7 protein-coding genes are annotated in these 14584 nt (G+C 42.2%); all 7 read right to left on the bottom strand.

The window, feature by feature from the left end:
• Window positions 1-201 precede the first annotated feature (201 nt).
• Window positions 202-1548 (bottom strand): family 43 glycosylhydrolase, encoded by a 1347-nt coding sequence (locus GPM24_RS09860; RefSeq protein WP_158826592.1) that lies wholly within the window; start codon window positions 1546-1548, stop codon window positions 202-204.
• 40 nt (window positions 1549-1588) lie between these two features.
• The gene (locus GPM24_RS09865) at window positions 1589-2434 is read right to left on the bottom strand and encodes a sialate O-acetylesterase (protein WP_158826593.1); all 846 of its coding nucleotides are present in this window, start codon (window positions 2432-2434) and stop codon (window positions 1589-1591) included.
• Window positions 2435-2437: 3 nt separating this feature from the next.
• Entirely contained in the window at window positions 2438-4441 is a 2004-nt protein-coding gene (locus GPM24_RS09870; RefSeq protein ID WP_233268779.1) for an alpha/beta hydrolase-fold protein, read from the bottom strand.
• 30 nt (window positions 4442-4471) lie between these two features.
• The gene (locus tag GPM24_RS09875) at window positions 4472-6073 is read right to left on the bottom strand and encodes a glycoside hydrolase family 43 protein (protein ID WP_158826594.1); all 1602 of its coding nucleotides are present in this window, start codon (window positions 6071-6073) and stop codon (window positions 4472-4474) included.
• 116 nt (window positions 6074-6189) lie between these two features.
• Window positions 6190-7251, bottom strand: coding sequence for a LacI family DNA-binding transcriptional regulator (locus tag GPM24_RS09880; protein WP_158826595.1), 1062 nt, complete (start codon window positions 7249-7251; stop codon window positions 6190-6192).
• A 257-nt stretch (window positions 7252-7508) separates the two neighbouring features.
• Window positions 7509-11666 (bottom strand): hybrid sensor histidine kinase/response regulator transcription factor, encoded by a 4158-nt coding sequence (locus GPM24_RS09885; RefSeq protein ID WP_158826596.1) that lies wholly within the window; start codon window positions 11664-11666, stop codon window positions 7509-7511.
• 464 nt (window positions 11667-12130) lie between these two features.
• A complete protein-coding gene (locus GPM24_RS09890) occupies window positions 12131-14404 on the bottom strand; it encodes a glycoside hydrolase family 127 protein (RefSeq protein WP_233268780.1) in 2274 nt (757 codons plus the stop codon).
• Window positions 14405-14584: the final 180 nt, after the last annotated feature.

Consider the following 14584-nt stretch of genomic DNA (forward strand, 5'->3'; position numbering starts at 1 on the left):
GCTTTAAGTGAATTCGACATTTTAGTACCCAGATGTTGAATTTAAGGAACAATAATACAACTAGCCCTAGCTGGGAAAGGTGAGTAATTCATATATATATCTGCAACATTTGTTTAATGATCGGCTTACAGAAATCCTGTAAAATAATTGCTTGATATATTTTAAAAGGCTCTATCAAATAAGTATCTATCCAAATTTCAACTACTTGAAGCTTACCCAGTCAACCTCTATAGTTGAATTTCGGGCAACAAATACCAAGTTCCTTATTCCGGCTTTAATTGGTTTAATTTGTGCTGTCACGTTGCGCCATGTACCGCCTTGAGGTATTTTAACTGTGCCTATAACCAATCCTTTAACCGAACCGTCTCTAACTTCCAAAACCCCTCCCCTATTTGATAACGACTTAACAGTGATACTTTTTACTGCGGCAGGTTCAAACTGAACGTTATTGTATTTTATCCAGCCATTTGCTGTTGCAGGCAAAATACTTTTCCATCCATTGAATTTATGAGCTGTATCAATAAAGTCAACGGTTGCTGTTGCCCCCTTTTCACTATAACGGTCAATTTGTATATGAGCAGTAGCCTTTGTAATGCCAACCCCACGTAAGGTCGGAACAACTTTTTTGATAGTACCGTCGGCATTGAAAAACAAGCTATCTATCCTGACAGATCGGTTTTTATCAAAGCTGGGCGATAGATCATTACTATGATAGAAAAGGTAATGCTGGCCTTTAAATTCGATGATGGAGTGATGATTTGTCCAGCATCCGGTCGGGTTTTCATCCATAATTACCCCGGTGAACTTAAAAGGCCCTAACGGACTTTTGCTGGTGGCATATTCCAATCGTTCAATTTTATTTTCAACATGCGGATAGGTAAGATAATAAGTGCCTTTGTGCTTGTACATGTAAGGACCTTCTTTAAGTCCTTTGGTAGGCAAGTCGGCCAGTGTATTTACTTCACCTTCAAGTTCCAGCATATTAGCTTTTAGCTTGGCACCGTAAACATTTCCCTGCGACCAGTAAAGGTAACTTTGCCCATCGTCATCTGTAAATACATTAGGGTCGATGCCTAATACGCCAGCTATTGGCGCTGGCTCGGGTTTGAATGGCCCTGCCGGCTTATCAGCAACGGCTACGCCGATGGCAAAATGCCCTCGGCCACTCGGTGTTTTGGGCTTAGAAGTGGTGGGGAAATAAAAATAGTATTTACCGTTACGAAAAATACAATCAGGCGCCCACATGCTAAAAGATGCGGGGTCGGCCCATGGAACCCGGGTTTGGCTTACGATCATACCGTGATCGGTCCACTCAGTCAGGTTAGCCGACGAAAATACGTGGTAATCTTCCATCACAAACCAACCGGCGCGTCCGCGTCCAGGGGCAGCCTTAATATCATGGGATGGATAAACATACACCCTGCCATTAAACACCCTGGCTGAGGGATCGGCCGAAAATTGGTTAGTGATTATTGGATTTTGAGCTGTTGAAGTATTTGACGACAAAGCAAACGCAATACCAATAAAGCCAAGTTTTAAGTAGTTCATGATAATGAATGACTTGTAATGTGAATTTAATTATGAACCCTTATTCAGTTTCTGCTATCTTATGCCCAAGTAATGCCAGCATTTTAATACCATATCGCTTACCGAGTTTACGGCACCCCTCTGCTGTAAAATGCAACCTGTCTTTAGCACACGGACAACCGGCTGATGAAATTACATGAGCATTGGGAACAACAGCTGGTAATTGGGCAATAATTTGATTCATGGATGCACAGGCACCACCCTGATCGGCATTTACCAACTCGCCCGCCAGCAATGGAACAGATTTAGATTTTAAGTGTAAATCGGTGAGCAGGTTATTGTACACACCTTTTACTTTCTGTGTCCACAGCGTATCATTTGTGTTCGACTCGCCCTGGTGTAACAATATACCTTTAATTACGCCGGCTTTTTGCGCTAATTTTGCCAGTTCTACCAAACGTGCATAAGGATTATTGTTATAATCGGCTGCCATCTTTTTCATCCAGTCGGGCGCTGTTGCTAAATACGAATGATGATTGTCTTTGTCAAAAATTTCGATTTTAGAACCGGCAACCGAAACATTGATGATTCCAACTTTTACCTTAGCCGGAAGATGAGCTAGCAGCGTTTTGCCAAAATAATCGGCAGGAGACAAACCTGTATTGCAACGGCATAAGGGCGGCACCGCCGTATACCAGTTATCTTTAATTCGATGCCGTTCGGGGCAATCAACAGCCTGTAGCAGCTGCAAGCGTTCATCGCTTATCGTATCCTGTGCTTCAAACCTTGGGTTGCCCTCCATATTGGATTGCCCAAAGCACAAAAAGATGTAAAAGTTTTTATCCTGCGCGTACCCACTTAAGCAGAGCAAAAGCAGCGGCAACATTAATAGTAAGACTTTTCTCATTCGTTAATCTTTAAATATCAGCGAAGCAAATTGATGAAGTGAGCGGCGCCAGGTTTGCCACTCGTGTGCTGTGCCCGGAGATTCATAGTATACATGCCGTATGCCTGCTTTTTCTAAAGCAGTATGAAAATTTTTGACCCCGGTATACATCCGTTCCGGTTCTGTGGTGCCAATGCTTACATAAACCACCTTCATTTGCTTGTTGAACTTATTGGCATCTGCCCATACCCCATTATACATTTTGGTAATGTCAGCATCAGGCTGTATAAAGCTTGCGCCGCTAAAACCGCCAACGTAAGCAAACTTATCAAGGTTGGTCATGGTTGTTTGGAAGGTTTGAAAACCGCCCATTGATAAGCCGGCCATAGCACGGTGATTACGATCCGGCAAGGTTCTGAAGGTTCGGTCTATTGTGGGAAAAATCTCCTTAACCAATACTTCTGGAAAAATGTTGCCGTTCATGCCTGCGGTTTTGCTGGCTGTTTTTGCAGCATCTGTGGCATAACCCCTATCCATCACCACAATCATCGGATTAGCCTTTTTCTCCGCAATCAGGTTATCTAAGATAATATTCATTTTGCCCTGAGCCGACCAACCTGTTTCATCCTCGCCCGAGCCATGCTGCAGGTAAAGTACCGGGTATTTTTTTGTTCCGGCATCATAGTCGGCCGGTGTGTAAACATAAGCACGTCTCCAGCTTTTGGTTAAATTTGAATAATAGGTGATTAGCCTGATTTGCCCGTGCGGAACATTTTTGACTGTATAAAAGTCACCATCCGGATCGGGTATATCTATACCGCTGGCCATACGACCCATGCCATAAAAGGTTTGACTGGCAGGATCAACAACCGGAACGCCATCAATAAGCAGTGAGTAATAATGAAAACCTAACGGTATAGGATCAGTAGTCAGTGTCCAAATGCCGCCAGTATCTTTTTGCATCGGAAACTTTTTGGTTAGGTCAATTACCAACTCTTTAGCCTGAGGTGCTTTTACCCTAAACATTACCCGGTTATTGGGCAATATCTGCGGGAATAACACACCTGGGATATTGGTAGACGCCGGTACGCCAACCGGCATAGCGCCATATTGTGAAAAGGTAGATACATCAACCGGTTTAAAAATCAGCTGCGAAAACATATATAAACCGTTTTTCCATACTTTAAAATCGTGAACACCGGGTTCGATATAATAGATATGAGGCACGGCATTAGCGGCCAGATAATCATGTGTGCGTTTGCTGATGCCTAACAGGTTATCGCTGGCTCCGCACGAAATCCAGAGCAGGCGCAATTGCTTTTTGGTTTCTTCCGGGTTAGGCACCAGTTGTTCGGGCTGCTTGGTGTTAGGCGCCGCCGAAAACGCTCCCACCCAGGCAAACTTGTTTAAATTACCTAAACCGAAATTCAATGATTGCCCTCCACCCATTGAAAGGCCGGCTATAGCCCGGTGCTCCCGGTCTTTTAAGGCCGAAAAGTGACTTTCAACATAAGGTATTAAGTCGGTTAATAGGTCTTGCTCAAAAGTGGCAAAAGCAGCTACCTTGTCGGGTGCCATGATGTTACCAACTGGCCGGTCATCTTTCATGGCCCTTCCATTAGGCAACACCACCAGCATAGGCACAAGTTTTTGGTCGGCGTACAAATTATCTAAAATATCCTGAGGCTTGCCGCCATTAAGCCACTCTTTTTCATCGCCGCCAATGCCATGAAGCAGATACAATACCGGATATTTCTTGTTTTTTGAATACCCTGGCGGTGTATAAATTAATGCCTTACGCACCGTACCCACTGTTTTGGATGAATAACTGATCGTATCAATCTTCCCATGGGCGATGCCTGTCCGGCTTACATCAAATCCTTCTTTTGCCTGCTGAACCGTCTGTTGCCCATAGCTTGGTGTAGCAGTGCCCAACCATGCACTTCCCAGTAATATCATTGCCTTTACATTCAAGGAACGTTTGAGCAAAAACAGATGCAGTTTTTCGATGTAATTCAGCGTTTTCATAATTGGTTATATAATATAAAGCGGGCTTAGCTATTTGTTGTAAACCCTATCTGACCCGCTATAGGTAAAAGACCTAAAAGTGGCGGTGTTTGAAGAACTGGTACCCGACGATGTTGCGTATAACGCAAAAACGCTACCCACAAAGCCGCCGGCTACCTGTGTGCTTAAATGCTTTCCATCCACATCTTTTTTTAACGCTATCCAGGTGCCGTTTGGCGAGGTGTATTCAAAGCTGTACTTTGCACCGTCGGCAAGTATTTTTAAATCAACAACTTGCTGCTTATTGGGTAAACGTACCTCCTCAAGCAAATCCATTGATTTTTCTGAATTGGTGCCTTTAAACAATTGTACTAAAGGGCTGCCACTATCATCGATTGATTTGCAGATAAAATAAAAATGATTTTCGTCCTGAAAAGCTAATAGCCCGGCTTTTTCTTCGGGTTTAGTAGCGGTGAACTTAAGGCTGGTAGCAGCAGTACAGGTTGTGTGCTGTTGCCGCTTGGCTATAAAAGCGGGATGGCCTTTTTCCATGCAGGTTTCGGATTTTAAACGCATCACCAGCCCGTTTTTGCGGCTTGTTTTATACCAGGCTGCATCATGCGTTCGCAAAAACAAAAATGATTTATCTAGGCCTTTCTCAAAACGGGTAATGTAGCTAAAATTGCCACTTTGAGGCGGTGTATTTTCTTGCTTTTTTTCAGGAAAGCCAAATGTATATTGATACTGTATTTCCCTAAAATTGGGATTAATGACAGGCCATTCGTTTTGCCATTTAACGGGCGCAATAAAAGTTTCGCGACCAGTATTATAGTAGTTGCCTTCGTAAGGTCGTACGGCTAAAAATACCGCATAGGTTTTTCCATCAGGCCCATTCACAAACTCGGCATGGCCGGCTGACGTGATGGGGTTTTTGCGATCTTCGGGCAGGCCGCGTTGTGTAAGGATTGGATTGTTTTCGTATGGCACATAAGGTCCTAAAGCTGACTTGCTCCTAAAAACCACTTCAGAGTGGTTTATTGATGTGCCTCCTTCGGCGGCATACAAGTAATACCAGTTGCCTACTTTCATAATATGTGGACCTTCAATCCATACCGGCTTTTTTGAAATGTCAACGCCGCCGTTCACTAAGATCTGATTTTCTCCTTTTACTTTATTCTCTACAGGGTCAAACTCGAAAGCCCTTATAGTACGGTGCCCCGCATACAGCGGTTTATTGTCGGGCGCATCAGCATTGTAAACAATGTAAGCTTTATCGCGGTCAAAAAACAACGAAGGGTCTATACCTTGCACTTGTGGCAGCCAAACTGGGTCGCTCCAGGGGCCGGCCGGATTTTTGGCTGTCATTACAAAATTACCCCGGTGGTCAATCTGTGTACAGGTAATGTAAAACAGGCCTTTATGATAATTGATAGCGGGTGCAAACAAGCCTCGTGTAACCCGGTCGCCCAAAAAGTCCATTTGTGTTGGTCTTTCTACTACATTGCCTATTTGCTTCCAGTTTTTAAGGTCTTTACTATGAAAAACAGGTATACCCGGAAAGTATGCAAATGTGGAATTAACCAGATAATAATCTGTATTTACCCTAACAATACTCGGGTCCGGATAAAATCCGGCCAGGATAGGGTTAGTCATTTTTATTTGTGCATGTGCCTGCAGGCCTATCAAGAAATAACAAATAAGCGTCAAGAAAAATTTATACATAACCTTTAAAGGTGTTGTTTTAATTGGTTGAATAGACGAATAAGAATTTAATATGAACCTGAGCTTGTTTTCAAATAACTCCTTTGCCTTAAGGATGAAGCCCGCAAATTAAGTTCATAGCCAACTTCGGTTTTAAAAGGCTGTATCTCGTGCAGTTTACGATACTTTACCTGATTGATAAGCTGTGTAGCTACCATTTGCCCTAATTGGTAGCGTTGAAAATCAATGGTGGTTAGGGGTGGCTCGGTTACCAAAGCAGCTGCATTTCCAAATGCTGTTATGCCTATATCGTTAGGTACCTTATATCCAAGTTTTTTTAATTCATTCATGCAGGCTGCTGCACATATATCATCATCAAAAACCAAGGCGTCAGGCGCGTTTTCAGCTAACGAAATTTGTTTGGCTACAGCTTGCCCGGCATTCAAACTTAAATCTGTTTTAAAAATCCAACATGGCTCAAAAACTAAATTATGATTGTGCAGGGCCGACTTGAATCCTTTAAGCCTATCCTGGTAAATGCCATCGCCTGATTGGTGCATTACGTAACCGATACGGGTATATTCACTTTGTATTAAATGGCTGGTTAGCTCATAAGCGGCACGGAAATCGTTAATGCGCACCTGCCCGCAATAAGCATCATTCCATACTTTATAAAATGAGCAGATGGGAATATGATGTTGACGAAATTTGCTAAAATGTTCCATCTCCTGCTTTTCAAAGGCAAGGCAAATCAGTAAACCGTCAACCTTTTTGCGGTACATACTTTTAACTATTTCAATTTCCTTGCTGAGCAGGCCGAACGATTGTGCAATTATAACTTCGTAATCAGCCAGGCTTGCAGCTTCCATAATTCCGCTGACTATTTCGGCCATCTGATCGCGGTATAAAAACGGCACTACAACACCCAGCGTTCGCTGGCTCACAGCTACCTGAATTGGAGGTTGCGTATTAAACTCAAAATTCATCGCTTCGGCAGTAGCTTTAACAAGCTTCCTTGTTTTTTCCTTGATGATTGGGTGGTCATTAAGTGCACGACTAACCGTAGAAGCCGAAAGGTTCAGCTTTTCTGCTATATCATAAATTGTTATTTCCTTCCAGGGTTTATTCATGCCGTTATTATTGGTTAGCATTTACTTTTTATTAATTGCCTAAAAGGTATCACACATCAAAACCTGCAACGTTATAAAGCAAAAGTTGGTTAACAGGTTTAGCTAGTGTAAATAGCTTTGAACATTCTCATTTTAGGTTTAGTAAAACTATGTGTTCGCACATACACATTATCGCTTAAATGTTTAAAATAGGTGGCAGTTTGTTCAGCAAAAGAGAAAACATACTTAAAAAGCAAAATCTGGCTTTATCAAAGAGCCTAATCATTCATGTGCGCAACCGTTTTTCTTTTCTGACTCAGATACTCGGAGGGCAGCATCTGATATTTTGCCTTAAACGATTTGGCAAAATAATTAGGGGTCGAAAAGCCAGCTGCGTAGGCAATCTGCGCTATATTCATATCACTATCTTCAAGTAACATGGCTGCTTTCTCCAACTTTATGGAACGAATAAACTCTACCGGTGACAGGCCTGTTATTTCCAGCAGCTTGTTATAGAGCGACCCACGGCTCATGCCTATATGGCGGCTTAGATCCTCGACCGATAGCTGCGTATTATGCAAATTTTCTTCTACATAGGTAACAACCATTTTTAAGAATTTTTCTTTAACCGATTCGACCTTAATTTGGGCAGGCTCTACCTTGAGTTGCTTGGTATATGTGCTTTTGAGTGTTCTGTTAAAAGCCAGTAAATTATTAATTTTGATAACCAGGATTCCGAAACTGAACGGTTTGGTAAGGTAATCGTTAGCGCCAGACGCTAAGCCGTTAATTTGTTCTTCTTCGCGGGTTGATGCTGTAAGTAAAATAACAGGTATATGGCTGGTGCGTTTGTCTGCCTTTAGTTTTTGACTAAGCTGTATACCATCCATGTGCGGCATCATTATATCACTTACAATAACCTCCGGGTGAACTGACAATGCTTTTTGCCAGCCCTCTTTACCGTCAGCGGCCTCTATTACTTTATAGTGGGCACATAAATTATCCCGAAGGTAAAATCTGAAATCTTCATTATCTTCAATAATTAAAACGATAGGAAGCGTTGCAGCTTTTACATTATTTTCTTTAACCGGCTGCAAAACAGATTGCATTTCCGTATCAGAAACCGTTTTGTCTGTTATTTCATCGTCGGGCGTATTTTCAATTTTTGGTTGTGCAGCTTCAGCATCTACCGGCAAATAAATACAGAATGAACTTCCTTTACCCGGCTCACTTTGCAACTCTACTGTTCCGCCATGCAACTCAACAAATTCTTTTACAATGGACAACCCGATACCGCTACCCTGGTTGAAAACATTACCGGATATTTGATTTTGGTAAAATCGCGTAAAAATGTGTTGCTGCTGGCTTTCATCAATACCAATACCCGTGTCTGTAACTTCAATGACCAAATTAGATTGATCCGTATCTGTTGTTGACTGCTTTAGGTAAGTAATCAACATTACTTTACCCCCTTCCATGGTAAATTTAAAAGCGTTAGATAGCAAGTTAAACAGGATACGTTCTAATTTATCAGGATCAAAGCTGATCTGGAGCGAGCTTATTGAGGATTTGAAAACAAATGCAATTCGCTTCTTTTCAGACAAATCATAAAACGCTTCACTAACCTCTTTCTGAAAGGCAATAATGTCAGCCTTAATCGGATTCAGACGCATTTCTCCTTCTTCGATTTTCCGAAGGTCGAACAACTGATTAACTATATTTAACAGTCGCCTAGCATTTCGTTTTATCACCATTAGCTGTGTATCAATGCCATCTTCTAACCGCTGCGACAGTAACTTATCTATTGGTGCCATTATCAACGCAATAGGTGTCCGGAAATCATGACTCAGATTGGTTAGAAATTTAATTTTAAGGCGATCCAGTTCGTGCAGACGCTCTGCCTCACGTCTGGCTTCTTCTTGTTTAAAAGTACGGCGCAGCTTCTGTATGCCACGATGCCGTATCCAGAGCAGTAATGAGCAAGCCGCCGTAATGTAAAACAGATAAGCATAAATGGTCATCCAAAATGGTGGACGGATGGTGATATTGATTGACTTGACGCCTTTGTTTGAAAAGCCATCATTGTTAGCAGCCTTTACTTCAAACGCATATTCGCCAGGACTAAGATTGGTATAATAAGCGGTTGTTTTTGTTCCGGCATTTATCCAATCTTTATCAAAACCTTTAAGCCGGTAGTAGTAATGATTTTGCCTGGTGCTTGTAAAATTAAGCCCAACAAAGCTGATCGAAAAGTTCTGCTTATAATTCAGCCGAATGCTTTCTGCAATTGATATGTCGGTTTGCAGCATATCCGAACCTGCACTTGTTACTTCTTTATCATCAATTTTCAAGCTGGTGAATATAACGGGCGTCGGGTTTTTATTTTCCCTTATACCATTTGCCGGTTGTATGTAATTAAACCCGTCTGTACCACCAAAAAACAGCACACCGTTATGATCAACCAACCCGGCTCCCTGCTCAAATGAGCCGCCCTGAAGCCCGTTGACTGAATTGTAATTCGTTACAACTTTACGGTTAGGATCTATCCAGCTTACCCCCCGGTTTGTGCTAAACCAAATCCTGCCTAACTTATCTTCTAATATTTTGTGTACAATGCCATCCACAAGGCCATGTTCTGCGCCAAAAGTTTCTACCTGCCTGGTACGCACATTTATTTTCAGCAGCCCATCTCCCGTACCAGCCCACATATTACCTCGCCCGTCTTTGTACAAAGTTTGAATTAAATTACTTGGCAGGTTACCGGCCAAATGACTCAGTACTGTGAATTGCTCATTTTTGGGGTCAAATATGCCAATACCCATGCCGTGCGAGGCTATCCACATTCTGCCAAATTCATCTTCTTCAAAATCGCGGATATAACCGTTCAGCGGCAGGCTAAACTCATCAGCTGCCCTTGCAAACGGCACATAAAACTTAAAAGTTCCTGTTTTCGGATCGTATATATCAACGCCGCCTCCGTTTGTTCCAATCCAAATGCGCCCGCTTTTGTCTTCTTCAAGGCAAAATATTTCATCATGATTGATGGTTGTGTTTCCGGTACCTTTTAAAAATTGTTTTACAGCTCCGGTGGTTGGGTTTATTTTAAATACCCCGTCCTGAAACGTGCCTGCCCATAAATCGCCATTCCGGGTTCGTTTAAGGGCTAAAATACTAAAGTTTGATCCCGGCCGTTTCCTGGCAGAGGTAAGTGGATAGCGCTTAAACAGCCCGCTTTGTGTATCAAAAGATGATAATCCTCCCCCATCTGTGCCTACAAAAATTTGATTGCCATTACCCTGTGCAAAGGAAGTCACAAAAGGCGAGCTAAGCCCATAAGCGTCATATGGATTGCTCCTTTTTAGATTAAAAAATGTGAGGTTACTATCGTATTTATTAACGCCTGCTACATAAAAGCCCAGCCAGCCTATTCCCTGGTTATCAACCAATATACTGCGAATTGATTTACCAGATATACTGTAACTGTTGCGACCATCCGGTAAATAATGTTCTATTACCCCGGTTTGCAAATTTAAGATGTTAAGCCCTTCTTCCGTACCAATCCAAAGCGCATCCTTACCGGCAAGCGCTAAAGCGTAAATGATATTATTGGACAGGTTACCCGGAGCAGGCGTTTGTTCTTTGATGCTGGAAAAACTTCTTCCATCTGGTAAAAGCTTGCTTAGCCCCCCACTGGTGCCTACCCAAAGATTTCGCTGCCTGTCTTCTACAATAGCTTTAACCGTACCGCCTGCCAAATTTTTGGAATTACTGATGTTGGGCAAAAAAGCAGTAAAGTTGTGGGTTTTGCGATTATATTGGTAAAGACCGTTTTTTGCGCCAATCCACATTCGTTTCTGGCTATCTTCATATACCGTTAATATTGACTGATGTCCGATTTCGTCGGGCACGTCACGCATATCGCCAAACTTGGTTATTACGCCAGATTTCGGATCCAGCTTATTTAGACCTCCTAAAGTTGCCACCCATATTTTCCCCTCAAAATCACTGCAAATACTTTTAATAACTGCATTGGTAAAGCCATTAACTTCGTTATTTGATTTGTAATGGCGAAAGCAGTTTCGTTTTCGATCGAATAAGTGCAATGAGGCACTTGTGCCTACCCATAATTGGCCGAAAGGGTCTTCGTAAAGGCTTGTTATTTCGTTTGACCATAAACTCATGGTATCTTTTGCATGGTGCCTATATACCGTGTAGTTTAAACCATCAAACCTGGTAAGCCCATCTTCAGTGCCGAACCACACAAACCCATAGCGGTCTTTTAATATTGCATTAACCGTATTCGAAGCAAGTCCGTCTTTAGAACTTATTGCTGTAAATTGATACTTTGGTACCTGCCCAATTACGGTACATGTACACACAAATAACAAAGACAGCGCAAATACTATATTGCGCAACATTAGATAACATGACTGCATAACTAGGTTTATAACAAGTTCCTGATAAATTCTCTACACAGTATTTGCGTTCACTTATGCTACAAAATGGCAATCATTAATGCAGAATAGCAAGTCTTTAAAACAGGAGATCTTCTCAATTTGGTTGAACAAATATACTTTGAAAGGCGACATTTGTAATGGAACATTTGTACAATAAAGTATGCCTTAAGTTCAATTACTTATGAGTGTGTTACTACGAACTTTAAATCTAGCATGTTTAGGCCATACAGAAATATTGAAGTCAGTTTAAAAAACTAATTTTAGAAAGTTTGAATTATTTAGAACATATAGCTCCATTGCCACTATGGCAAAGCCTAGTATGGCTTTGATGCCTGTTTAACAGTCTATTTACGGCTATAGTCTAAGTTTTTCGTGTTGGGTGTTTAAGACACATTTACAACCGATATGTATTGAACTGCTGGCGTTCTGCTTACACAACCCGCTTATTTGAGTAAACGTAAATCGTATATGGCTGCTGTTTTTTTTCCGGGGGTAGCCACAAACTTAACCTGAACACTGTTCCCTGCTTTCTTCACATCCTCCGGTACAGCAAACTCTTTAGTCACAAAAGCATCGCCTTCTGTACCAGCCAAAGTAACATGCTCAAGCTTTATGTCATTTAAATAAATGTCAAATTCAGCCGATTCAAGGCCATAATAAGTGATACTCAGTTTGTTTACAGCGGGCGTCATCCGCAAACGATAACCAAAGTAGCCCGTAGCATTTCGCCAGTGTAAGTTTCTGAAAACTCCGGTTTCTGACTTATCTTTTATCAGAACATGGTCATTCTCGGGCTGTTGTTCGCCGGGAACTACGCCATCAATGGTACGCGATGCCAGCTTAATGTAAGTATTATCCAGCATTTGCAACTCTGCCTCTTTTTGTAAAACGCTGTCTTTTGAAGACACCACAGGCCAGTAAAGCATGTAACGGGCATCATGTAGGGTGTAAAAAGGCACCAGTTTCAAGTGTTTAAACTTCTCCTGCGCTACAACATTACCTACTGTATATACATTGGTGCCTTCCTTGCTTTTAACCAATGCCTTTTCAATATCATGTTGGTTGCCAACCAATAAAGGCGATGCTGTAAGCGGATACATTGGGCCGGTTGCGATGTGCCCCCACCGGCTACCATTTGCACGCAACCCGGTTAAATTAGAAGTGTCTGTAGCGGCAGCCAATACCACAGGGCCCCGTAAAAACGAAATCCAATGCGACTCATCAGGCAAATATTCGGTATACACTTTCATTGGTAATTGCACGCTGATCCGGTCGCCTGTCTTCCAGAGCCGCTTAATGGCAATATAGTTATCCACCGGTGAAGACAGATTAATTGTCTGCCCATTTACTTTAACACTATAGCCTTCACTATCTAACCATTTTGGTTTACGCAGGTAAATGGTAAAGCTTTCGGGTTTAGCAATTTTAACAGTTAATTGGCTGCTTTCTCTTTCCGGAAAATTATTCTGCTGTGTAAGTTGTAATTTACGCTCAGCCCAATTAAGCACCGATGGTATAAATAAATTCACGTACAAATCGCGGTTGCGGTATGTATAGATCAACTCACCATATTTGCCATGATTTTCCATCCCCGTGCCTACACAGCACCAAAAGCCTTCGTCGGGAGTAGAATATACCCGGTAATGCTGTGGATGGATAGGTGTAAAATACACGTAACCTCCTTTTGTAGGATGCTGTGATGAAAGAATATGGTTGTACAGCAAGCGCTCGTAAAACTCAATGTATTGCGCTTGGACATCATGCAGAAACAGCATCTTCGAAAGCTTAAGCATGTTGTTGCTGTTACAAGTTTCCGGCCCCTGTTCAGATTCTATCATGGAAGTAAAATTACCTGTCGGGTTAAAATGCTCCCTTACGCTATTACCACCTATTGAAATAGTACGCTTACTAACAACCGTTTGCCAAAAAAACTGAGCAGCCGAATGGTAATTCGCATCGTTACTTAACTCGGCTATCCGTTCAAAGCCCACTACTTTCGGTATTTGGGTATTAGCGTGCATACCGCTTAATTTATCTTCCTTCTTCTCAAGTGGCATCAGCAGGGCCTGGTGCGAAAACTTACGAGCAAGGTCCATATATTTGCGCTGTCCTGATATGGCAGCCGCATCAGCGCACACCTCATTCATTCCGCCATGTTCGGTGCCCAGCATCCGTTGAATTTGCGCTTCATTCAAGCCCGACAGTTCATCCATCGCCCAATCGGTTAACTTTAAAAATACAGCTTTGGCCTGGGTGTTTTCTGCCAGCAAATAGCTATCCCTTAAACCGGCGTAAAGCTTGTGCAGGTTATACCAAGGTACCCATTTCTTATCAAATTCGCTAAAATCGCCCAGTTTTACCTTTGCCCACATTTGCCGCCCTCCAGGTACGCCGCCAACATAGCCATCTGGGTTGTTTGCCTGGCAACGGGCTAGTTCATTAGTCATATAATCCAATCGCCGTTTACATTCCAGATTACCTGTTGCCGCATACATTTGCGCCAATGCAGTTAGGTAATGCCCGGCCGTGTGACCATCCAAACCCGAATTTTCCCAGTTACCATAACTTTCTGCTTTGGGATGCAGGCCTGCTTCCCGCAAAAATGGCGCAAGTAACCTATCAGGCTGTAAGCGAAGCATATAGTCCAAATTCACTTTTTCTGCCTGCAGAAAAGGACTTTGTAACAACCTTACCTGATTTAAACGAAATGGCTGCATAGGTGATTGCGCCAATGCCCCACACACCACGCTCATTAAAACAGAACAACTAAAAACGAATTTTAAACGCATTGAAATATGTTAAACTAAACGCAACTAAATAAAAACAGGCAGCTTCCTCATCTATATTAATTCTTAAATAAGACTACGCCTTTTATGCAATTGTTAGAAGCTAATTCT

Source organism: Mucilaginibacter lacusdianchii (genome assembly GCF_009770985.1).
In the GTDB taxonomy this organism is placed as follows: domain Bacteria; phylum Bacteroidota; class Bacteroidia; order Sphingobacteriales; family Sphingobacteriaceae; genus Mucilaginibacter; species Mucilaginibacter lacusdianchii.

Excerpts from the sequence above, each read along its gene's own strand:
- GPM24_RS09860 (WP_158826592.1), bottom strand. The coding sequence starts at position 1,548 with ATGAACTACTTAAAACTTGGCTTTATTGGTATTGCGTTTGCTTTGTCG.
- GPM24_RS09865 (WP_158826593.1), bottom strand. The coding sequence starts at position 2,434 with ATGAGAAAAGTCTTACTATTAATGTTGCCGCTGCTTTTGCTCTGCTTA.
- GPM24_RS09870 (WP_233268779.1), bottom strand. The coding sequence starts at position 4,441 with ATGAAAACGCTGAATTACATCGAAAAACTGCATCTGTTTTTGCTCAAA.
- GPM24_RS09875 (WP_158826594.1), bottom strand. The coding sequence starts at position 6,073 with ATGACTAACCCTATCCTGGCCGGATTTTATCCGGACCCGAGTATTGTT.
- GPM24_RS09880 (WP_158826595.1), bottom strand. The coding sequence starts at position 7,251 with ATGAATAAACCCTGGAAGGAAATAACAATTTATGATATAGCAGAAAAG.
- GPM24_RS09885 (WP_158826596.1), bottom strand. The coding sequence starts at position 11,666 with ATGCAGTCATGTTATCTAATGTTGCGCAATATAGTATTTGCGCTGTCT.
- GPM24_RS09890 (WP_233268780.1), bottom strand. The coding sequence starts at position 14,404 with ATGCAGCCATTTCGTTTAAATCAGGTAAGGTTGTTACAAAGTCCTTTT.